The 24,426-nt window shown below is 48.2% G+C and carries 12 protein-coding genes; 5 read left to right on the forward strand and 7 right to left on the reverse strand.

The annotated features are described in order from the left end of the window. Nucleotides 1-250 precede the first annotated feature (250 nt). The 5 genes from dnaE to TREAZ_RS09505 all read right to left on the reverse strand — a co-directional run bounded on the left by dnaE (nucleotide 251) and on the right by TREAZ_RS09505 (nucleotide 7,094). Nucleotides 251-3,214 carry a DNA polymerase III subunit alpha gene (gene dnaE, locus TREAZ_RS09485; RefSeq protein WP_015711620.1) on the reverse strand — a complete coding sequence of 988 codons (2,964 nt, stop codon included), beginning with the start codon at nucleotides 3,212-3,214 and terminating at the stop codon, nucleotides 251-253. Then, the gene (locus TREAZ_RS09490) at nucleotides 3,207-4,424 is read right to left on the reverse strand and encodes a DNA polymerase Y family protein (RefSeq protein WP_015711621.1); all 1,218 of its coding nucleotides are present in this window, start codon (nucleotides 4,422-4,424) and stop codon (nucleotides 3,207-3,209) included. The genes dnaE and TREAZ_RS09490 overlap by 8 nt, the downstream gene beginning before the upstream one ends. Beyond that, on the reverse strand, nucleotides 4,408-5,211 hold the full coding sequence (locus TREAZ_RS09495; protein ID WP_015711622.1) for a DUF72 domain-containing protein: 804 nt from the start codon (nucleotides 5,209-5,211) through the stop codon (nucleotides 4,408-4,410). Before TREAZ_RS09495 ends, TREAZ_RS09490 begins: the two co-directional genes overlap by 17 nt. A gap of 185 nt (nucleotides 5,212-5,396) precedes the next feature. After that, the gene (locus tag TREAZ_RS17430) at nucleotides 5,397-5,747 is read right to left on the reverse strand and encodes a helix-turn-helix domain-containing protein (protein ID WP_052297667.1); all 351 of its coding nucleotides are present in this window, start codon (nucleotides 5,745-5,747) and stop codon (nucleotides 5,397-5,399) included. Between the two features lie 111 nt (nucleotides 5,748-5,858). After that, the gene (locus TREAZ_RS09505; RefSeq protein ID WP_015711624.1) at nucleotides 5,859-7,094 is read right to left on the reverse strand and encodes an integrase catalytic domain-containing protein; all 1,236 of its coding nucleotides are present in this window, start codon (nucleotides 7,092-7,094) and stop codon (nucleotides 5,859-5,861) included. Between the two features lie 311 nt (nucleotides 7,095-7,405). Between TREAZ_RS09505 and TREAZ_RS09510 the strand changes: the two genes are divergently transcribed. Continuing rightward, the gene (locus TREAZ_RS09510) at nucleotides 7,406-8,356 is read left to right on the forward strand and encodes a hypothetical protein (protein ID WP_015711625.1); all 951 of its coding nucleotides are present in this window, start codon (nucleotides 7,406-7,408) and stop codon (nucleotides 8,354-8,356) included. Nucleotides 8,357-8,365: 9 nt separating this feature from the next. Then, the gene (locus TREAZ_RS09515; protein ID WP_015711626.1) at nucleotides 8,366-8,563 is read left to right on the forward strand and encodes a hypothetical protein; all 198 of its coding nucleotides are present in this window, start codon (nucleotides 8,366-8,368) and stop codon (nucleotides 8,561-8,563) included. 66 nt (nucleotides 8,564-8,629) lie between these two features. Here the strand turns inward: TREAZ_RS09515 and TREAZ_RS09520 are convergent, their stop codons facing one another. Beyond that, nucleotides 8,630-9,856, reverse strand: a complete 1,227-nt coding sequence (locus TREAZ_RS09520) for a GIY-YIG nuclease family protein (RefSeq protein WP_015711627.1) — start codon at nucleotides 9,854-9,856, stop codon at nucleotides 8,630-8,632. Nucleotides 9,857-10,013: 157 nt separating this feature from the next. On the opposite strand from TREAZ_RS09520, the gene TREAZ_RS09525 reads away from it, so the two are divergent. Together TREAZ_RS09525 and TREAZ_RS09530 are read left to right on the forward strand one after the other, a co-directional pair. Further along, the gene (locus tag TREAZ_RS09525; protein ID WP_015711628.1) at nucleotides 10,014-10,310 is read left to right on the forward strand and encodes a helix-turn-helix domain-containing protein; all 297 of its coding nucleotides are present in this window, start codon (nucleotides 10,014-10,016) and stop codon (nucleotides 10,308-10,310) included. A gap of 344 nt (nucleotides 10,311-10,654) precedes the next feature. Further along, nucleotides 10,655-11,038, forward strand: coding sequence for a hypothetical protein (locus tag TREAZ_RS09530; protein WP_015711629.1), 384 nt, complete (start codon nucleotides 10,655-10,657; stop codon nucleotides 11,036-11,038). A gap of 27 nt (nucleotides 11,039-11,065) precedes the next feature. Here the strand turns inward: TREAZ_RS09530 and TREAZ_RS09535 are convergent, their stop codons facing one another. Next, complete coding sequence (locus TREAZ_RS09535) at nucleotides 11,066-11,773, reverse strand: pirin family protein (RefSeq protein WP_015711630.1); 708 nt, start codon at nucleotides 11,771-11,773, stop codon at nucleotides 11,066-11,068. A 436-nt stretch (nucleotides 11,774-12,209) separates the two neighbouring features. On the opposite strand from TREAZ_RS09535, the gene TREAZ_RS18075 reads away from it, so the two are divergent. Then, nucleotides 12,210-24,368 carry a beta strand repeat-containing protein gene (locus tag TREAZ_RS18075; protein ID WP_245535120.1) on the forward strand — a complete coding sequence of 4,053 codons (12,159 nt, stop codon included), beginning with the start codon at nucleotides 12,210-12,212 and terminating at the stop codon, nucleotides 24,366-24,368. Nucleotides 24,369-24,426: the final 58 nt, after the last annotated feature.

Here is a 24,426-nt window from a genome sequence, read left to right on the forward strand (position 1 = left end):
CTGCCCTCTTGGGGCAAATACCTGATTAAGAAAACAGATGATTGCCATTGGCTTGGCAAAGGCATTAAAGTACACTAAGTTACTAGGGGTTGACCATGGTCAACCATTACTAAAATAGTGATAATTAATATAGGCATGCACTTGAATAAAGTTATCCATTATTTTTATCTTCTTTTCTTTTTATGATTTTTTATTTGGGAACTACCCGGATTTAAGAGCGAGATGGCACAAAGGCCTTGTAAAGTGTTTATCACTCTAAAATCTCAATCCTCTGTACCTCTACCGACACCGCTCCCCAATCCTCCGCAACCTTCCCGTAAACTAAAAGTGGTCGCTGATCAAAAAGTAAATGATTATACAGGTCATACACCTTGGGAAAAATTACTGTCTCATACATAGCGGTCTCATCCTCAAATGTGAGGAAACTCATTGTCAAACCGTCCTTAGTCCATACTTCCTTTTGCGTAATAGGCCAGCCAATCAAACAAATATATTTTCCCAGAAAATCCCCAATCCTAAGCGCTTTTATACGCCGAGCAGCCATTACTTTATCTTTCCAGAGGGCAAGAGGATGAACATTTTTCAAAAAGCCCAAAGACCTAAATTCTTCCCATAATTCATTGTTGAAAGTTTTTTTATTTACAGGGGCCATTACAGCAGTACTTCCAGCCTTATAAATAGGGACAATCTCCGTTAAGAATAGTTCTTCCTGTCCCTTCCGGGTTGCCCTCGTATGAGCCTTTAAAAGTTCTCTTGCCTGTATTGTTCGTGGCAAACCATTGGCTATGCGATCAAAAACTCCAGCCGGGCATAAAGCTGTTATGTCATCTCGATCTAACTTAACGCGCCGCAGAAAATTATTGAGATTTATAAAATCCCCACCCCTCTCACGTTCCTTTATTATTGTTTCAGCTCCACTATGTGAAAATCCCTTAACTGCCATAAGACCTATAACAACCCTTCGTCCCTGTCCATAATACCGCCATTGGCTCAAGTTTATATCAGGGCCTTCAAGTAATAAGCCCATTCTTCTGCACTCGGAAATATAAGCATGGGATTTATAGTAACCACCCTGATTACTTAAGACCCCTGCCATAAACTCCGCAGGGTGATGTACTCGTAAATATGCCGACTGAAAAGACACCATAGCATAAGAGGCAGAGTGAGGCTTACAAAAACTATACCCATCAAACGAAAGCATCATTTCCCAAATCTTTTTTGTTGCTTCTTCGCTAACCTCATTCCTTTTGCACCCTTCAAAAAATTGTTTTTCATAAAGAGCTAATTTTACTGCCCCTGCTTTTTTCGCTATTACCTTCCGAAGCTTATCAGCCTCCGCCTCATCAAACCCAGCCAATGCCACAGCAGTCTTGCTTACATCTTCTTGGTAGCAAAGTATTCCATAAGTTTCATCTAAAATCTTTGCCAAGCGAGGGTGGAGCGGCTCCCATTTTCCCCCTTTTAAACGTCTGATGTATTCATTTATAAACTTATTAGCCGCAGGTCGTATTATCGAGGAATGAATTACAATGTGTTCAAAATCACCAGCTCCTGTTTTTTTCTGCAATAATCTCATAGCCGGACTTTCAATATAAAATACGCCCATGCTATTTCCTACAGCCAAAGCTTCCACCGTCGCCTTGTCTTGAATAGGCCGCCAAGTGTGAGGATCAATACAGATACCCTGCTCCTCAAGATTTCTAAGCGTATCTCTAATTACCGCCAGACTTCTATTCCCCAGCAAATCAATCTTTACAAACCCGGCCGCCTCTGTTCCTTCTTTTTCCCATGACAGCAAAGGGTAACCTTCCAAAGAATTTTCAATCGGAATTCGGAAATGTATAGGGTTTGGGGTGATCACCAGCCCTCCACAGTGCATACTAAGTCCATGCGGAAGTCCTTCAATTTTTTTCGCAATAGACAATATCTCTGTCCAAAGTGGATCATTTATATCTGACTTATCCCCAAAATGAAACATCTGCTTTTCTATCCGTGAAATTTCCCCATCGCCAAACCCGTAAGCCTTCGCCGTTTCCCTCAGTGCAGAACGCGACCGAAAAAAATTGTGATTGGCTACCCTTGCGCAATGGTCTGATCCGAACCGTTCAATAACTTTCTTAATAAGCTCATCTCGTTCGTCCCAAGCAAAATCAACGTCAATATCAGGAGGGTCAGATCGTGCGGGGTTCAAAAACCGCTCAAAATAAAGATGGTGTGCAATAGGGTCAACATTGGTAATCCCAAGCGAATAGGAAACAATAGAAGCGGCCCCCGATCCCCTGCCACAGGTTCGGGAAGCCATTTTAACAATATCGTCCATCACTAAAAAATAAGGGGCAAAGCCCTTGCGCTCGATTATATCAAGTTCATAATCAATCCTTGCTAATTCACTATCCCCCAATTCCCCATATCGTTCCACAGCCCCCTCAATCACTCTATTGTATAATTCTTCCCCAGCGGATACACCAGTTTCATACCCAGGAAATACCCAGCCATCAAATAACTCATTATAAGTGCAGGATTGGGCAATCTCTCTTGTCCCCTCTGCTGATTCCGGCCATGACATGAGCCGTCTTTCAATCAATGAAGAATTGGAAAGCACAAAACCCTCTTTGGTAACACAATCAGTATCTTCGAGTGTACCAACGGTCTTTCCCAAATCTATAGCCCTTAAAACCCTGTGAACATTATAGTCCTCTTTTTCCAAAAAAGCCGAATTGTCTAAAAATGCCAAAGGAATACCCAGCCTTTTGTTAAGGCCTGCGGCTTTAATGGATTGGGGGGTAATCCCCCCATACAGATATTTAACCTTCCCAGCCAGCGAAATTAATAAAGCTTCATCTTCCGAAACTAGCCTCAATCCGGCAGAATTTTCACACAACAGCATAATAGGGTCATATCTCTTTTTATCTCTGTTCCTAATAGTCAACAGTTCACAAATACGCGCATACCCCTGTTTGCTCTCAACAAAACAATATATCAGCCCTTTACCTTCTATAGTCAGACAGACCCCAATAACTGGTCTAATCCCTGCTTCCTTAGCCTTTTCCAAAATATCAGGTAGCCCATATAAATTATCCCTGTCAGCAATACCAATACTCGTAACGCCAAGAGCTTTGCATTTTTCTATAAGTTCAACAGGCCTTCTCATTCCATATAAAAACGAGTATGCTGAACACAGCCCTAAGCGTTCTTCGAGTGTAGGTTCAACCATACACCGCTCCCGGCAACAGGGGAATTGTACTGTACTTTTTCTGTACCACCATTACCATTCCTGTAGTCAAAGAACCAATCCCATACCTATTCCGTATCTTGTCTTTTGCTTCCTGTAGCTTCCGTTGCTTTTCCTCTTGCTCAACCTCAAAAAGATCCGGGCACCACCCAAGAGGCCGCAGATCTTCAAGGCTTACGCCAATAGACTTTATTCTTAAACGCCTTACCACAATAGCGCGATATATCTTTTCGGCCGCTTGTGCTATATTCTTATCAGTGATCCAGTAGCCGCCCTTTTCAATATCCTGTACCCAAGCCCCATCAGAGTAGGTAGCCTTGAACCGAATACGTGCGGTTCCTAATTTCTTACCACGCATTTCAATTCCCGTAATCTCCGAAAGATGGACAATCCCGGCCTTTATTATCTCCGCTTCCGTTACATCCTCTGCAAACTCCAAAACCCTTTCAATCTTTTTTTCCCCAAGCTCTCCGCTTTCCACAGGGCTGGTATCAATCCCCAAAGCCATATCACGCAGTTTTAGACCATATTTGCCAAAAAGCGAAAGAGCCTCCCCATCAGTGAGCGCCGCCAGTTCCCCAATCTCCCGATACCCTGTAACCGCCGCAGTCTGCATAAGCGAAACCCCCATGCCAGGGAGCAACTTCAAACTCTGATGTGCTAAAAAGGACGCTTCCATACCATTCTGTATCTCTATACGGCCTGTCGGCCTGATTACCCTGCTTGCAATCTTCGTAACCAGTTTATTGTTTGCCACCGAAACTGTAGGCCGCATACCAGTCTGTTCATGTATTTTTTTTAATATACGCCCAGAGCAAGCAAACGGAGCCCCAAAAAGCGTATCCGTTCCTGTCAGGTCGAGGTATAGATTTCCCAGTCCGTCATTCTCATAAAGAGGGGCATACACCGCAGCAATTTTTTCCAGTTCCCTATTCATAACTGTATAAGCAGAAGGATCAGGAGGCAACACCAATAAATTTTTAACACATTTTTCCGCATTGGAAAGAGACATGCCTCTCGTAATCCCTTCCTGTAACGCTTCATGGGATAAATCCAATACTAAAGCCCTGCCGCATGTCGATCCGGAAATGACAAATGGCCTTCCAAGCAAAGCTTTATCCTTCGCCGAGGCCACCATAGCGCGAAACCCGATGCAATTGAGATGGCATATAGTTCTAGGCCTGTTGCCCATACAGGCCTGCCTTTTCCAAAATCTTCATCAATGATTGGGCATTTTGAACCGCCTGTCCCTTGGCGTGATTATTGAAATAAACCAGAATTTTATCTGCTTCCAATGCCACCATCTTTAGCCGGTCAACCCACTCGCTCAATTCCTGATCCTCGTAAAGATAATCATACCGGGCAACCTCATCAGACCCCCACCAGGCATCCTTGTTCCGTCCATGGAGCCGGATATAGGAAACAGGGGCTGTTACTAAATCCATCGAAGGCGGCAAATGAGCCAATTCCGGCATATCAAGGGACACAAGGCTAATCCCTCGCTTCTTCATGCCTTCTATCAGCTTGTCATTGAACCATTCATTATTCCTGAATTCCACTGCCAAAGGTACGCCGCTAAAAAAGGACAAGAGGCTATCCAGATACCGCCTGTTTTTTTCTTCATATTTGAACGAATACGGGAACTGAACCAAAACTGCCTCCAAGCGCCCAGCCCTTAAGACCGGATCTATGGCTTCCCGGAAGGTTTTCGCGTCCTGCTCCCACTTGGCAGGGTCGATTTTGTGGGTCAGGCTCTGGTGGGCCTTTACAGAAAAGGTCAGACTAGCTCCCCCGTCAACCAGCATTTTGGCCAAATTTTCCGCCTTGGGCATGGAATAATAGGTATAGTCCAGCTCTACCGTCCTAAAACGCCTTGCATACAGGGATAGAAAGTCTTTTTTCGGCGTACCCTCGGGGTAAACCACCCCCAGCCAGTCTGTGTAATAGAAGCCACATGTTCCTACAAGAATTTTCGACATAGGTAAAATATACTATATGTTTGTATAGGCTTGCAAGAGGGGAAATTGTCCTTTTAAGGTTTGCGGATAATATTTGTCTGATTCAATAGGATTTGCTTTCATCATAAGTTTTGGAAGGATGATAGAAATCGCAAATATCGCTTATGCTTATTTGAAAAAGATGAAGAAGGTATTACCCAAAAAATTTATATATAACCAGATTTTAAGAATTTTTCAAACTGCAAGAAAATATCTTCTTTGATTTTTTTCTGTATATTCCGCTCTAAAACCATAAATGCTTCTGTCATAGAATCTGGCTCTTGATTTGCAGTACTTTTTTGGTATGGAACTAATAGCTGATAGGTCTCCACCTGTAATGCAGACGCTAATTTCGTTAAGGACTTATCACTGACCCACCTGCGGCATCCTTCAATATCGTTTATGCTTTGAACAGACAATCCTGCTTTTTCAGCCAATTTTTCTTGTGAAAACTTTAACATATTTCGCCTTTCTTTAACATTTGCTGCCAAAGTTTTGCGTATTTTGGTAATTTCCACTATAAGTTACTCCTAGAACCTTTCACATTATGCTTTATATTCATACGTAATGCCTCAAAATAAAATCTAACCGAAAGGAACGGCTGCCTCACAATAAAAATCTAACCGTGGCTAAACATCTTCAAGAGCCGAAGCAGCAAGGGACTTCTGGCTCTGAAGCTCGAAGAGAGCCATCAGTGCATGGTTGACCAGGCGTTTCTGTTTGACCGGATTGAGACGGGCAGCCCTGCGTCGAAGCTCGTCCTTGAATGTATCAGGAAGGTCAGGGGATTCCAAGAGGCGCCTGTAGGGCGACTTGGGTTTGTCGTACACCTTCTTGACCCTGGCCCCTATCCGCTCCTTGGCGATTATTTTTTCTGAAGGGTAAAAATAGTTGAGCAGGGGACAGAGATGGCGGTAGACCTCGGCCAGGGCGTCTCTGGCCTGGAGGGTGTCATAGCGATAGTACCCCACGGTCCTGCGGACGGTCATGTCGTTTTTCTGCTCCACGAAGCAGTTGTCGTTCTTGTGGTAGGAACGGCTGCGGGTGAACTGGACGCGGTGTTCGTCACACCATGCCTTGAGCTGGTAATTAATGAACTCCCCGCCGTTATCGCTGTCGATGCCCAAAAGGGGGAAGGGAAACTGGGAGGGGAAGAGAGACACCTCCTCTTTAACCCAGCGATGGGCCTTGTTGAGGAGGGCGCGGAGCTCCACCCAGCCTGAATAGACATCGGTGGCATTGAGGGTACAGCAGAACTCGCCTGAGGCGTTTCCGCCGTCATGAACCACCGTATCCAGCTCAAAAAAGCCCGGTTTCCTCTCATCCCAGGCATAAAAGACACGGATGGGGATCTGGTGCTTGAGGAGGCCGCCGGGCCGTGTGGCGCTCCGTCCTTTTAATTCCAGCTTCTTCCGTTCAGGCTTGAGCTTCCGGTCGATGGTGGCGGGGCTTATGGCAAGCAGCTGCGCCTTTACCTCCTTGGTGATGCCAAACTCCTTGCAGGGATTGAGGAAAGGCATCTGTTCCCGGAGGAAGGGGGAAAGCCTTTTCCCGCACATGTAATCAAAGAACTCCCAAATCAGTTTGAGGGCTTTTATCGTTGCCGCCTGGTAGACCGGCTTCCGCCCTCCCCCTGCTTTTCGTTTTTTAAACGCATCGGCCTTGAGCTTAACAACCCTTCCGGCCAGTCTGACCAGTTCCGTTCTCCCCCAATTCGCCAAAAGGTGCAGGGCGTATTTCCGGTTGTACCCTGTGTTCTGGACAAACTCGTCCAGGATAGCGGTCTTGCCCTTTTTCCCGGCTTTGCGATACCGCATGCTGATTTCTCTGGCAAGCGCCTGTTTCTCTTTCATCGTTAACCCCATTGAGCCCTCCGGTACCCTTGTTACCGGATATAGGCTACATAATTTGGGTTAGAATTTTATTATGAGGCATTCCCTGTTTTGGGTTAGATTATTTATGAGGCAACGCGTCATATTGACAAGTAGCTTAAAATAATGTATTATGTTGCTATAAGCGGAATTTTTATCATATTGAGGTTTAGCTAAAAAGCGAGTGACAAAATGATAGCAGATGTTCTGATGACCATGATCTCCTTGGCGTTGTTGGTCTAAAAAGATAAAAACCTGCTAATAGCTTTTTCACCGGCTGACTGTTTTTATAGGAGGAGAAAGGTATGAAAAAGGTAAGATGTGTTTCTGTAATTTCAGTGGTAATGCTAGCTTTGGTATTGATCGGTTCTTGCTCTACGCCCTTGGATGATGATAAGGAAGTGGAAAAAGGTACGGCTACGATAGCAGTGTATAACAATTATTTTTATAATTGGTATGATCATGGGAAATATACCGTGGCTGTGGAGAAAGGACAAAAATTGCCTGCTTTGTCGAATCCTCCTGTGATTGAGGGCTTGGCCTTCAAGGGCTGGACAAAGAATTTAAATGATATGGGCGAAAAAGGGTTCAGGGAATTGTACAATTTCAATGACACAGTGGAAGGGGATTTTGCGCTGTACGCTTTGCATGAGAATTATGTCAGCCTTGATAGTGCCGACAGCAGTTATTTCACGCTTGAAAAGATGTACGATAGATTGAGCAAGATTGTAAGCTGGTCTTGGCTGAATACGAATGAAAGTAGCTTTCATCCTAATTATTATTATAATCCGTCAGGAAACAAGGATGCAAATAATGGGAATAGAATTCATATTAATTTTACCAAGTACGGAAGCGATTATTATTTGAGCGTGGATTTGACGGCGAAATTGTTGAAGCCGTTGGATTTGTCTTTTGGCACGTACAATTTTGTAGGGAATGATACCATTCGCATAGGCTTTAGTACTGCCATAAATAGCGATGTAGTGAAGAACGGAGGTTATTTGCAGATTCCTTTGAAGCTTGATCGTTACCTTGGCGACATTGAGCCTAATTGGGATAGCTTTGTACTTCTGGATGGTGAAAGTCCCGTGCAAGTGGGGCATTACACTAATGCCTTTGCGCAAGGGCTGTATGCCAAATTGGCAGAAAGAGGTCTCAATACCTTGAATTTTTCGGGCTATGGGCATGAAAAATTGACCATATACGATGGCACAGGCTATATCGGTTCTTTCAGTTATTCGTTGACTGGATTATAGGAGGAAATTATGAAGTATTTTTGGGCGTTGTTGGGTGCGGTTCTGATTATATCCTGCAATAATGGCATTAATGGCCCTACCAATGAAAAAGTTGAAAAAATCGACAAGTCGGTCAAGACTTCCATTGATGGCGGCGAGTATATCGATGTTACTCTTGTTGGTGTAAAGGCGCAAGGCAAACCGACGATTTTGATGTCGGCGGTATAATCTATAAAGCGTTTGTCAGGTATTCCTGACAGACTTTGTTTATAAAAAAATCCCGATATTCTTGTTCTACATCAACACCTCCGGTATGGATGTGTAAGTTTTTCCATCAAGTAGCCGTTCAAGCTGATCCATGCCGATTTTCCGGTTTTCCATTTTCACAAGGTTTTCCAGTATCTTGCCATGCGTCCAGCCGGAAGCGTCCCATATTCGGGCCGACTGTATCTGCCGGAAGGAAAAATGATTGTGCTGTCCGGTCATGACCTTGACCCTGAAATCCATATTTTCAGCCCATAGTTTGGCAATTTTCTCGTTGACCAGCTTCATATCGGAAGTATGAAAATTCCGCTCTAGCGTATGCTTCTGGACTTCCAATAAAACGGCTTCCATGTTATCGGCGTTAAGCTCTTGGGCAAGGGTGTAGCCTGTCCGCTTGGCAAAATGGCTAATGCACTGCAATCCTGCTTTGCCGCCGGGGATCATGTTCAAGCCTTTCTGGTACAGGGAAGAAAGGGAGCGGTTCTCTACTTCTGTTTCTTCAAGGTCAAGGGCTTGGGTTTCGGTAAGCCCTGCCCTTTCCACAATATGTTCCAGCACTTTGATTTTGAAGAATTCTCCCCTCAATGCCCGATGGAACAGAAGGTTTGAACCCTTCATGGTGGCGTAGCAATGCTGTTTGTACCGTTCCTGCCATGTCCGCTTTGTTATGCCCACATAAATAGAGGATTTCTCCTGATGGGCTTTCTGTGCCCTGTATAGCCCTTTCTGGTTAATGTCGGGAAGGGGATTTTGCATGAGGGGGTATGCTGTTTCGTACTGGCTTTCTTCGGGAAGCAGGGTATGGGAATAAAGCTGGTATGATCCCTGTTTCAGCACCGCCGTCTCGCCAAACCCAAAAAGGTACTCCATAGGTACAATGAAGGAGTTAAGTACCCCCTTATGGTGGAAACCCACGACAAGATGATTTCCGGTATATGAGGCTGGCGTTTTTTCCTCATAGTCAACGATGATGCGGTAATCCCTGGCCTTATGGAGTGTCGAGATTTTGTGGTCTGTAGAGGGATCAAAGTAGATGGTGATATTCAAGGTCGGATACTTGGTCTCGCTTGCGGCCCCTGGCCTCCATTCTTCCTTGAGGGTGCTTTCGGTTGCGGCGTTCCGGTAGTTTTCAAGCATTTCCTTAAGTTTGCCGGGGTTGTTGCGGTCGATGCCGTCAATCGCTTTTTGCAGTTCCCCATACGCTTTTTTGTTGAGGGGGAACAAAAGTTTTTCAAAAACCGATGAACTGAATTTCATATAAAACTCCTGTATAATAAAATTAAATATAACTATAATATTATTATACTTTTATTTAATTTCTGTCAAGAGTAAATTCAACAATTTTTTAATTTTTATTTACAAAAGCTTAAAATTTTTATACTATTCAATATGCGAAGGATAATTACGGTACATTATGGGAATTAGCTATAAACCTTTTCATCATTTGTTGATTGAAAAGAATCTTAAAATGAAGGAAGTGATGGAAAGAGCAAAAATCAGTCCGCCTACTATCGTAAAATTATCAAGGAATGATTATGTTGGTCTGCGTGTTATAGAAAAACTATGTGGGGTATTGGATTGTAAGCCGGAACAGATTTTTGAAATCGTTATAGGCCACGATACGGTTACCCCTATAAAGAAAAGAATTCCCAAGGAGCAACCGTCCCCATCATCAAAAATACCCGATATTACGAAAAAAGAGAAACATTAAGAACCAATATAGAAAGCGTGTTGTATTTTTTGTAGTACAAAATACAGGTCTTACCTGTCATTTTTTGGCACTATCTTGCATTACTTATTGACATAATTTGTTATATGATATAGAATTATGTCGTTATCTGGCACTAACTAGCACTACCAAAGATGAAGGGAATTTGGTCCGACTCCCGTTTCCCGCTTTTGTCTGGTAGGCCCGGAAAGATGACTTTCCGGGCTTTTTAATGACTAATTCCTTATGTCATAAGGAATTAGGGCTGGCGAGGAAAACTCGAAGCTTGTTAGTGTTAATCCATTGTTGCACAAATTGTAGTATTTTGTGCAAGGCGCAGGGTTACCATGGCTCGAAGTTCCCTCTCCCTTTGGAAGCGTCCTACAACCGTTCCCCGCTCATTTGTCTACTATGTTCGTATATGGCTCCCTTCTGAAAAGCGGTATTCAACGCCCAAGTCGGCGGCTGTCCTGGCTGAAAATTTGGGGCTTGATATGTCCCAGCTCCCCCCTTCCACCAAAACCGGGGCGAGGAAAATTGGAGAAATTTGGCTTTTAAAGGGCGGCCTCAAAACACTCAAAAACAATCCCGACAATCCGCTTCTTGCCGATTTTTGCCTAGATTTCTGGACTTGGGATAAGTCTGAATATGTCGAAGGAAAGATCGACCGGGAACAGCGTATAAGCAAGCGATGGTGCAAGGATAGCCACAATCGCATATTCCGCTGTTAAAGGCCTTCGCCTCTTGGACGGGAGCATTTACACCTTAGCCATCTCGATAATAAACGCATGGGTCTCTTCTTCCGCACTAAGTGTTATATTTTCTTCGGTTATTTCAACCGCATCACGCATGGACAATTGAATATCATTAAGCTTGGCGCTGCCCTCTATCAATACAAGATACGCTTGCCGGTTTTTTGCAACTTCAAAATCCAGAGTCTTTCCTTTTGATACGATTGTCGCATAGGCATTAATATCCGCATGAATCTTAATGGGCGCCTCGCTCTTTTTGTTGTCAGTTCCTGATGCAATAGGCAGCCAGGTATCACGCCTATCCTCAAAAACAAACCGGTAATCTCCGTAATTTGGCTTATACCCGTCTTTGTCCGGAAAAATCCATATCTGCAAAAAGCGAAGGCCCTTTTTGCCCAGGTTGTATTCACTATGAAGAACTCCGGTTCCAGCGCTCATATACTGAACCTGTCCCCGGGTCAGGGTTTGCTTGTTTCCCATACTGTCCCCATGGGTCAATTCTCCATCAACAACATAGGAAATAATTTCCATATTCTCATGGGGGTGTGTATCAAAACCCATCTGCGATTCCACCATATCATCATTTATAACCCGTAATATTCCAAATTGAATATTTTCCGGGTTATAATATTCAGCAAAAGAAAAATGGAAATGGCTGTCCAGCCAGCCGTGAACGCCCCGTCCCATTTTTGCATGATCAATGTAACGTACCATGATGAACCATCCTGTTTTTATGATTTAATTTCTCTTTTTATAAGATACTTAATTTAAGAATAGAAATCAAGTTTTAGAGGGGACAGCTTTAGAGGGTGAGGCCGTTTCAATCATGCTCCATAATGATTCATAAAAATACGTTAATTCATTATGGCATAATGAATTAGTGTTTTTAAAAGGCGGCCTCAAAACACTCAAAAATAATCCAATATTATTATTTCACCTGGTTTTATAGGATTAAGATTTATGCGTTTTTTTCTAAAATGTCTTGTTTATTTATTATTTTGCTATCATTATTACAGTAATTCATAGGAATCAACAGGCCCCTGGAGCGTATGTGTCCTCCCTACGAATCAAGGGGTGATATATGCTTCCATCAGGTTCTGATTCAAAGGGAAATTTTAGTCGTTTCTGGGCATTTTTATTGATCCTCTTGATGATTAGTCCCGCCGGAGTGCTTCCGGTCTATGCGGACGAGTATGCCTATGTGTGGAACGGAAGCCCCGGCAGCAATTGGAGCACCTCCGGAAACTGGAGGGTGGGTGATGAGGAGCCTCCAGAACATGTCGGCCCTCCGGAGAGTGGTGATAGCGCCGCAATCGGTAGCGGTGGCAGTGCAGTGGTTTCCAGCTCCGACGGGACGGCTCAGACTGTTACCGTTGGCGGCGGCTTAACGGTCTTAGGTAGCAGCTTGATCGTTGGCAATGGCGGGGTTGCGGTTAATGGGGGTAGCCTTACCCTTACCGGCGGCAACCTAAACGTTGGCGGCAGCGGAATTGCGGTTAACGGGGGCAGTTTTACTCTTACCGGCGGCAGCCTTTTGGCTGGTACGGTTACTACTGACAGCTCGGGTGTAATCAATATCGGCGCCGCAGCCGGCAGCACTGCGGTAGCAGTAAGCGGCAGCACTTTAGACGGCAGCACGGAGTTTTCCGGCACAGGTGGTACCCTACAGTTCAACAGTACCGGTTTAACCTTTAGCAATGCTATCAATGGCAGCCTGAAGCTTGTACAAACTGCGGGGACTACCATCCTTACCGGTAATAACAACTATACCGGGGGAACCACTATAGGCACCGGAGCAACCCTGCAAATAGGCAATGGTACTACCGGAAGCATTGCAAATGCCGGTTTGATTGACAATAGTGGTACCCTGATCTTTAACCGCAACGCTACGGTTACCCATAGTGGTGTTATCAGTGGAAGCGGCGCTTTGACCCAGGCGGGATCAGGGACACTGATACTGACCGGGTCTAACAACTATGCTGGGGTCACCACCATCACCGACGGTCTAATCCAATTTACTAACGCCAATAGGGGCGTCGGCAATACCGACGCCAATAACTTAGGACTGGGTAAGATTACCCTTAACGGCGGCGGCCTTCGATGGGACAGCAACACATATGATTTATCCGGCAGATTGAACGCCATCGGCTCAGGCGGGGCAACCTTTGACACCAACGGAAATAACGTAACCCTTGGAACTGCCCTTACCGGCACAGGCGGTATTACCAAAGACGGCAGCGGAACTCTTATCCTTACGGGGGCTAACACCTATACCGGAGGAACCATTATTTCAGCCGGCGGTACTTTGCAGATAGGCAATGGCGTTTCCGGTGCCGGTGATACCGGAAGCATAGCCAATAGCAGCGGCATTATCAACAATGGCGCCCTGATCTTCAACCGTTCCGGTACCGTCGATTACGGTAAGGTAATCAGTGGAACCGGAACCCTGACCAAACAGGGTACGGGCATCCTCACTTTGACTGGGGCTAATACCTATGGCGGGGGAACTACTATTACAGGCGGCCTTATTAATTTCGCCAATATTGGCAATTTTGGGGATACCACCTCACCAGCTTATGATCACAATATTACCCTCAACGGCGGCGGCCTCCAATGGGCAACCGGCAATACCACTAATATATCCGATAAGCTCTACGGCGTTATCGGCACTGAGGGCGGAACCTTTGACACCAATAATAATGGCCCCATAACTCTTGCCACCGTCCTGTCGGGGGGTGGCTCCAAGGGCATTACCAAAACCGGCGGCGGAACCCTTATCCTTTCGGGGGCTAACCGCTATAACGGGGGAACCACCATCAACGGCGGTTTAATCCAATTTACTAACGCCGATTGGGGTACCGGCTCTGACGCCAATAACCTAGGACTGGGTAATATTACCCTTAACGGCGGCGGCCTTCGTTGGGACAGCAACAACTATGATATCTCCGGCAGATTGAACGCCATCGGTCAAAGTGGCGGGACCTTCAATACTGACATCAATGTAAACTTTGCCAAGCCCATTACCGGTCCTGGTACTCTTAACACTAACCTCAATTATTATGTTATCACCAAGGCCGGCACCGGGACTCTTTCGTTCAGCGGCAGCGGCGCCATTGCCGATACCCTGGGCCTTAACCTGCTCGCCGGTACCCTGGACATTTCGGGCATTGGCGAGTTCGATGCGACCGAGGTTCGGGTCAAGTCCCTGTCCGGGGCTGGCGCCTTGTTTTTAGGTGATGTCATGGATAGCAGCAATAGAATTATCGTGGGTCATGATCCGGCAGTGATCGGTGGTACTCCGATAGCGGACGGCGGCGGCAGCTATGGCGGAGCTATTTCCGGCATTGGAGGGCTTACCAAAACCGGTACCGCTCTCCTGACTCTTACCGGTACCAGCTTCTATACCGGCGGCACCGAAATTCTGAAGGGTCTTATCAACTTCAGTGATCCGGCTAATTTTGGTACTACCACCCTATTGCAAGACAAGATTATCCTTAATGGCGGCGGCCTCCAATGGGCAAGCAGTTACAACGGCGACGATATATCCAGTGCACTCAACGGCGCTATCGGTATTAACGGCGGTACCTTTCATACCAATAATAATTTACCCATCACCCTGAGTACTCCCCTGACAGGGGGCGGAACCTCCTTCGACACCGGCATTACCAAAGACGGCGGGGGGACCCTCGTCCTTACCGGGCTTAATACCTATTCCGGGGGAACCCTTATTAAGGGTGATAGTACCAAGGGTAGTTTTATCCAATTTAGTGACGCCGACAGGGACAAGGACAACAAGGATCGGCCCAATAATTTAGGACTGGGTACTATTACCCTCAACGGCGGAGGGCTCCTTTGGGGCGCGAACTACAATTATGACATATCCGAAAGGGAGATCACCGTCGTTGGAAGCGATTTAATCGGTGGAACCTTTAACACCAACGGCAACACCATACTGCCCTTTGCAAAAGCCCTTACCGGCTCCGGCGCTGTTACCAAGATGGGCGAGGGCAGCCTTACCTTTACTGTTATTAATGAATATGAGGGGCTTACCACAGTAAAGGGAGAAGCGGCAGAGAATGTCAGCACTCTGTTCCTGACCGGCGGCGGTTCCATAGCTGCTTCCAGCGGCTTAACTCTGGAGGATCACGGCGTCTTTGACATTAAAGATATCACCAATTCTACCACCATTCAGGCTCTGAACAGTACATCTGGTTCTACCCTTGTAGAGCTAGGCAACAATAATCTTACCATAAGCAGGTTGGTAGGTGACCTGGGCGTTTACGCCGGGGCGATTGATAGTACCGGTACTCTTCCAGATGGAGGCAGCCTGACCAAGTCGGGGGCCGGCAAACTGACCCTCTACGGTGATACTGACTTGAAGGGAGGGGCAACCATTGAGGCCGGTACACTGCAATTCGGCAATCACACCGAGACTGGGAACTTATACGGAAACATACGCAACGATGCCGCTCTGATTTTTGACCATGGTAATGATCTGGAATACGGCTTGGGCGGAGCGAAAGGCGACAGCGCTATAAGCGGAAGCGGAACCCTGACCAAACTGGGCGTGGGAACTCTGAAGCTGACCAATATAAACGGATATTCTGGTATAACCACCATATCGGATGGTATCCTGAAACTTTCAGGCATCGGTTCCATTGCGGCTTCCAACGGTCTCAATCTGGCCGCCAACAGCAGCAAATTTGACATTGCCGAAGTTACCCCCAGTGGCGCTTCCATTAATAATTTGAGCAGTTCTGCGGAAGCGGTAAACTCGCAAATACTGCTCGGCGGCAAAACCCTTTCAGTGAACGAGGCCAGTGGCGCCATCTTTGCGGGAAAGATAATCGGGATCGGAGGCAGCCTGACCAAACTGGGCGCGGAAACTTTGACGCTGACCAATGCCAACAACACCTATACCGGAGCAACTACCATATTAGCCGGTACCCTGAAACTTTCAGTCGCCGGTTCCATTGCCGATTCCACCGGCGTGTCTCTGGCTGCCGACAGCACCTTTGACATTGCAAGCGTTACCAGCAGCGCTTCCATTAAAAATTTGAGCAGTTCTGCAACAAGTTCCAAGATACTGCTTGGCGACAAGACCCTTTCCGTGAACGAGGCCATCGGCGCCGACTTTAAGGGGATTATAAGCGGAGTCGGAGGCAAACTGACCAAACTGGGCGCTGAAACCCTGACCCTGACCAATATAAACGAGTATTCTGGCACAACCACCATATCAGATGGTACCCTGAAACTTTCAGGCGATGGTTCTATTGACAAGTCCATCGGTCTCAATCTGGCTGCCAACAGCAGCAAATTTGACATTGCCGATGTTACCACCAGTGGCGGCGCTTCCATTAAAAATTTGAGCAGCGCGTATGCAAACTCGCAAATACTGCTCGGCGACAAAACTCTTTCCGTGAACGAGATCAACAGCGCCACCTTTATGGGAAAAATAAGCGGAGACGGAGGCAATCTGACCAAACTGGGCGAGGGAACTCTAACGCTGACCAATGCCAACAACACCTATACCGGTCTTACCGCCATATCAGCCGGTACCCTGAAACTTTCAGGCGATGGTTCCATTACCGATTCCACCGGCGTGGATCTGGCTGCCAACAGCACCTTTGACATTTCGGGCGTTACCACCAGCGGCGGCGCTTCCATTAATAATTTGAGCAGTTCTGCGGAAGCGGTAAACTCGCAAATACTGCTCGGCGGCAAAACCCTTTCAGTGAACGAGGCCAGTGGCGCCATCTTTGCGGGAAAGATAAGCGGAATAGGAGGCAGCCTGACCAAACTGGGCGCTGAAACCCTGACCCTGACCAACGAAAACACCTATACTGGTCTTACCAAGATATCGGATGGTACCCTGAAACTTTCAGGCATCGGTTCCATTGCCGGGTCCACCGGTGTGTCCCTGGCTGCCGACAGCACCTTTGACATTTCGGGCGTTGACAGCAGTGCTTCCATTAAAAATTTGAGCAGTTCTGCAACAAGCTCCAAGATACTGCTTGGCTACAAGACCCTTTCCGTGAACGAGACCATCGGCGCCGACTTTAAGGGGATTATAAGCGGAGTCGGAGGCAATCTGACCAAACTGGGCGCTGAAACCCTGACCCTGACCAATATAAACGAGTATTCTGGCACAACCACCATATCAGATGGTACCCTGAAACTTTCAGGCATCGGTTCCATTGCCGAGTCCATCGGTCTCAATCTGGCTGCCAATAGCAGCATCTTTAACATTGCCGAAGTTACCCCCAGTGGCGCTTCCATTAAAAATTTGAGCAGCGCGTATGCAAACTCGCAAATACTGCTCGGCGACAAAACCCTTTCCGTGAACGAGATCAACAGCGCCACCTTTATGGGGAAAATAAACGGAGACGGAGGCAATCTGACCAAACTGGGCGAGGGAACTCTAACGCTGACCAATGCCAACAACACCTATACCGGTCTTACCGCCATATCGGCCGGTACCCTGAAACTTTCAGTCGCCGGTTCCATTGCCGATTCCACCGGCGTGTCCCTGGCTGCCGACAGCACCTTTGACATTTCGGGCGTTGACAGCAGCGCTTCCATTAATAGTTTGAGCAGCTCTGAGGTAAGCTCTAAAATACTGCTCGGCGGCAAAACCCTTTCCGTGACCGAGGCCATCGGCGCCGAATTTAAGGGAATTATAAGCGGGGCCGGTGGCAGCCTGACCAAACTGGGCGCGGAAACTTTGACCCTGACCAATGCCAACACCTATACCGGCCTTACCGCCATATCGGCCGGTACCCTGAAGCTTTTTGGCAGCGGTTCCATTGACAAGTCCACCGGCGTGTCCCTGGCTGCCAACAGCTCCTTTGACATTTCGGGTATTGACAGCAGCGCTTCCATTAATAATTTAAGCAGCTCTGAGGTAAGCTCTAAAATACTGCTCGGCGGCAAAACCCTTTCCGTGAACGAGGCCAGCGACGCCATCTTTGCGGGGATTATAAGCGGAGACGGAGGCAGCCTTACCAAACTGGGAGCGGAAACTTTGACCCTGACCAATGCCAACACCTATACCGGCCTTACCGCCATATCGGCCGGTACCCTGAAACTTTTTGGCAGCGGTTCCATTGACAAGTCCACCGGCGTGGCTCTGGCTGCCAACAGCTCCTTTGACATTTCGGGTGTTACCACCAGCGGCGGCGCTTCCATTAATAATTTGAGCAGTTCTGCGGAAGCGGTAAACTCGCAAATACTGCTCGGCGGCAAAACCCTTTCCGTGACCGAGACCAGCAGCGCCATCTTTGCAGGGAAGATAAGCGGAACCGGAGGCAGCCTGACCAAACTGGGCGATGAAACCCTGACCCTGACCAACGAAAATACCTATACTGGTCTTACCAACATATCGGCCGGTACCCTGAAACTTTCAGGCGATGGTTCCATTGCCGATTCCACCGGTGTGGCCCTGGCTGCTGACAGCACCTTTGACATTGCCCATGTTACCACCAGTGGCGGCGCTTCCATTAATAATTTGAGCAGTTCTGCAACAAGCTCCAAGATACTGCTTGGCGACAAAACCCTTTCCGTGAACGAGGCCAGCGACGCCATCTTTGCGGGGATTATAAGCGGAGACGGAGGCAACCTGACCAAACTAGGCGATGAAACCCTGACCCTGACCAATGCCAACACTTATACTGGCCTTACTGCCATATCAGCCGGTATTCTGAAACTTTCTGGCGATGGTTCCATTGCGGCTTCCAACGGCGTGACCCTGGCTGCTGACAGCATCTTTGATATTGCCGATGTTACCGCCAATGGCGGCGCTTCCATTAATAATTTAAGCAGCTCTGAGGGAAGCTCGCAAATACTGCTCGGCGGCAATACCCTTTCCGTGAACGAGGCCAGCAGCAATACCTTTGCGGGGATTATAAGCGGGACCGGCAGCCTGACCAAACTGGGCGCTGAAACCCTGACGCTGACCAATATAAACGAATATTCTGGCATAACCACCATAGGGGCCGGTACTCTGAAACTTTCAGACACCGGTTCCATTGCCAATTCCACCGGTCTCAATCTGGCTGCCAACAGCAGCATCTTTGATATTGCCGATGTTACCACCAGCGGCGGCGCTTCCATTAAGAATTTGAGCAGCGCATATGCAAACTCGCAAATACTGCTCGGCGGCAATACCCTTTCCGTGAACGAGGCCAGCAGCGATACCTTTGCAGGGATTATAAGCGGAGACGGAGGCAGCCTGACCAAACTGGGTGCGCAAACTCTGACGCTTACCAATGTAAACGAATATTCTGGCATAACCACCATAGGGGCCGGTACCCTGAAACTTTCAGGCATCGGTTCCATTGCCGATTCCACCGGCGTGGCCCTGGCTGCAAACAGCAGCTTTGACATTTCCGGCGTTGACAGCAGCGCTTCCATTAATAATTTGAGCAGCTCTGCGGTAAGCTCCAAAATACTGCTCGGCGGCAAAACCCTTTCTGTGAACGAGACCATCGGCGCCGAATTCAAGGGGATTATAAGCGGAACCGGAGGCAGCCTGACCAAACTGGGCGCAGAAACTCTGACACTGACCAATGCCAACACCTATACTGGTATTACCGCCATATTAGCCGGTAAACTGAAACTTTCAGGCGATGGTTCCATTGCCGATTCCACCGGCGTGGCCCTGGCTGCAAACAGCAGCTTTGACATTTCGGACGCTAATAGCGGCGCTTCCATTAATAATTTGAGCAGCGCCTATGCAAACTCGCAAATATTGCTCGGCGGCAATACCCTTTCCGTAACCGAGACCGGTTCCGGCACATCCTTTGCGGGGATTATAAGAGGGGCCGGAGGCAGCCTGACCAAACTGGGCACGCAAACTCTGACCCTGACCAACGAAAACACCTATACCGGGACGACCGCTATATCAGCCGGTACCCTGAAACTTTCAGGCATCGGTTCCATTGCCGATTCCACCGGCGTGGCCCTGGCTGCCGACAGCGCCTTTGACATTTCGGGCGTTAATAGCGGCGCTTCCATTAATAATTTGAGCAGCTCTTCGGCAAGCTCCAAAATACTGCTCGGCGATAAAACCCTTTCCGTGAACGAGGCCGGCAGCGGCGCCTTTGCGGGGATTATAAGCGGAGACGGAGGCAGCCTGACCAAACTGGGCGCGCAAACTCTGACCCTGACCAACGAAAACACCTATACCGGGACGACCGCTATATCAGCCGGTACCCTGAAACTTTCGGGCACCGGTTCCATTGCCGATTCCAACGGCGTGGTCCTGGCTGCCGACAGCAGCTTTGACATTTCGGGCGTTAATAGCGGCGCTTCCATTAATAATTTGAGCAGTTCTGAGGCAAGCTCCAAAATACTGCTCGGCGGCAAAACCCTTTCCGTGAACGAGGCCAGCAGTGCCGACTTTGCGGGGATTATAAGCGGCGCCGGAGGCAGCTTGACCAAACTGGGCGCTGAAACTCTGAACCTGAGCAATGCCAACACCTATACTGGTCTTACCACCATATCGGCCGGTACTCTGAAACTTTCAGGCGATGGTTCCATTGCGGCTTCCAACGGTCTCAATCTGGCTGCCAACAGCAGCTTTGACATTTCGGGTGTAAGCAGCAGCGGCGCTTCCATTAATAATTTGAGCAGCTCTGCGGGAAGCTCGCAAATACTGCTCGGCGGCAAAACCCTTTCTGTGAACGAGGCCAGCGACGCCATCTTTGCGGGAATTATACGCGGAGCCGGAGGCAGCCTGACCAAACTGGGCGCGCAAACTCTGACCCTGACCAACGCCAACACCTATACTGGTCTTACAACCATATCAGCCGGTACTTTGCAAATAGGCAATGGCGGAACTACAGGAAGTATCGTCACTGGCGGTTCGGTTGTCAACAATGGAACCCTTATCTTTAACCGTTCCGACGATATTAGTCACAACGGTGTTATCAGCGAAAGCGGCGCACTGACCCAGGAAGGAACAGGTAAATTGACCCTGACCGGAGTTAACACCTATACCGGCGCAACCACAGTTTCAAGCGGTTCCCTTTCCCTCACTGGATCGGGTTCCATCGCCGATTCCAGCGGCCTTAACCTTGTTGCAAGCAGTAGTACGTTTGATATTTCGGGTATAACCGATAAAACTTCCCTTAAGAGTTTGGAGGGCGAAGGCACTGTTACCATGGGCGAAAAAAGCCTGGATGTGGTATCGGGCGATTTTTCCGGCGCTATCACCGGTTCCGGTACGCTTACCAAGATCAGCGATAGTACTGAATTGGGCGGCATCCTGATACTCAACGGGTCTGATAATACTTACTCCGGGGGTACTGTCATTACTGGCGGATATATCGAATTTGACAGCCTGCTTAATTTCGGAGCCGGCAATATCACCCTTAACGGCGGCGGCCTCAGATGGAAAAGCAATTGGTCTTATAATCCCGATAATGAAGGATCCCTTGATCCCGATGCATCCGGAATCCTGAACGATATAGGCGGTTTTGGCGGACACTTCGATACCAATGGCAATACTATAGAGTTCAATAATAAAATTAATGGAACGGGAACTCTTTATAAGGAAGGCGATGGTGTTCTGATCCTCAAAGCCAATCTGACGTATACCCGTTACATAATTAATGGCGGCACTCTGAGGTTCGGCCAGGAGGGAGAAATAGAAACCGATATTGATGTAAGCGAAGGATCAGCTTTGTTTATCAATCCCAGCCAAGAAAACTTGTATAGTGGAGTCATTTTCGGTGAGGGCAGTGTGGAAAAAGACGGAGATGGTATAGGGATTCTTACCGGGGACAACGATTATTCAGGCGGTACAACCATTACCAACGGTACCCTGCAGATAGGCAACGGTGGGGAAACAGGGAGTATCACGGGCAATGTAACCGATAACGGCGTCCTTGCCTTTAACCGTAAAGATGACATCACCTTCCAGGGCGACATCACCGGCGAGGGCGTCCTCACCCAGATCGGCGGGGGTGTTCTTGTCCTTACCGGGGACAATACCTACAAAGGTGGTACAACCATAGAAAGCGGCATCCTGCAAATAGGCAACGGCAGGGAAACAGGAAGCATCATAGGCGATGTAACCAATAACGGTGTCCTTGCCTTTAACCACGATGATACCAATTCTCCCATTGTCTTTAGCGGCACTATCAGCGGTACTGGCGCTCTCGTTAAGGAAGGCACGGATGTTCTTGTCCTTACCGGGGACAACGACTACAAAGGTCCTACCACCATAGAAAGCGGCGTCCTGCAAATCGGCAACGGTGAGGATAAGGGAAGCATCATTGGCGATGTTGAAATAGCTACTGGCGGAACCCTGGCCTTTAACCACGGTAAATCCGAATCAGAGCCTGAAACACCCGTTACCATCATCTACGATGGCAAAATCAGCGGCTCAGGCAGTCTGATCCAGACCGGCGAAACTCTTGTCCTTACCGGGGACAATGACTACAAAGGCCCTACCACTATAACCAGCGGCGTCCTGCAAATAGGCAACGGCGGAGAAACAGGAAGCATCACCAGCGATGTGGTTGAAATAGCAACTGGCGGAATCCTGGCCTTTAACCACGGTAAATCCGAATCAGAGCCTGAAATCCCCGTCATCATCACCTACGATGGCAAAATCAGCGGCGAAGGCAGTCTGATCCAGACCGGCGAAATTCTTGTCCTTACCGGGGACAACGACTACAGCGGCCCTACCACCATAGAAAGCGGCGTCCTGCAAATCGGCAACGGTAGTACCACAGGAAGCATCACCAGCAATGTGGTTGAAATAGCAGAGGATGGAATCCTGGCTTTTAACCGTTCCGACGGCATTACCTACGATGGTATCATCAGCGGCGAAGGCAGCCTGATACAATCCGGCGGCGGTACTCTTGTCCTTACAGGAAATAACACCTATGAGGGACCTACAGTAGTAAAGGCCGGAATCCTGGAACTTACCGGTTCCCTTGAATCATCAGAACTGACCCTGTATGGCGGCGCCGACTTTATAAACCATAGCAGCGATTTTACGCTGGATAATAAAACCCTTACTCTTGATGGCCTCAATGCCGGATATTCCGGCGACCTGAGCATCAAGAACGGCACCCTTAACTTCTATCTGCCGGTCGGCACAACAGCAAATGCTACCATCCTTAATGTGGACAGCGCGGATGTGAGCGATGCCACTGTTACTGTAACTTTCGGCGGCGGCAATACGCCTATGGTACGGGGCGATTCGGTGGTGCTTATACAAAGCAACAGTCTTACCGGGGAAACTGCCAATGCCGCTACAGCGGCTCCGGGCGTGCGGGGAGTCACCCTGCTTTATTCCTTTGATATTGCTGCGAAGGGGAACCAATTGCTGGGAATCCTGGCGTCTGTGGGAACCGACCCCCGGACCAAGGTGCTGACCCAGGGTTATCTGGGAAGCCTTGCCCTGCTGAACCAGGGCGCCGATCTTATTGCCGGAGCGGGAATCAAAGAGACCCTGCGGGATAACAAGGGCGGCTTTTCGGCCATTGTCCAGACCTCCGGGGGCTGGTCACGGTACACTACCGGTTCATCCCTGGACATGGGCAGCTTTAACCTCCTCAGCGGGGTGGGCTGGGGTACACAGGCCGGCTTTGGTCAATTGCTCCTGGGGGCGGCGGTCGAATACGGAATGGGCTCATATTCCACCGCAAACGAGATCACGGCAATTTCCTTTGAGGGTGATGGAAAAACCTATTTTGTCGGGGGCGGAATATTCGGCAGATCCGATTTTACTTCCTTTAAATCGGGAAATATTTACGCCGAATTGTCCGGCCGCATCGGATGGGCCGGCAATACCTATAACTCCAGCTTGCAAGACGTGGTTACAAACCAGAAAGCAAGCTATGAAGCGGGCGCCCTGTACTTCGGTCTCCATGCCGGCGCCGGGTATCTCTGGAACGTCAACGACAGCGCGAAGCTGGATATCTTTGGGAAATACTTCTGGACCCGTCAGGGCGCGGAATCCCTTACCCTTACCACCGGGGATCCCATTGATTTCGACGATCTCAATTCCCACCGCCTGCGGGGCGGCGCAGGGTTCTCCTATTCGATTAACGAGCAGTTTAAGCCCTTCGCTTCCGCTGCTTATGAATATGAGTTATCAGGCGAATCAGCAGCCAGCACCAGCGGGTACGATATTGACCAGTCCTCCATAAAGGGCGGCTCCGGCCTTGGAGAACTCGGCTTGAGCTTTACCCCCAGAAACCTGAATAAACTTTCCCTGGACTTCAGCGTGAGCGGTTACTTTGGCAAACGTCTTGGAGTAAATGGCAAACTGGCAGGCAAGTTTTCTTTCTAGCACTGCAAGCATTTTGTTAAGAACAAGAGACCTCGGGGCTTGCCCCGAGGATCTCGCA

The sequence above is a fragment of the Leadbettera azotonutricia ZAS-9 genome, assembly GCF_000214355.1.
Lineage (GTDB): Bacteria > Spirochaetota > Spirochaetia > Treponematales > Breznakiellaceae > Leadbettera > Leadbettera azotonutricia.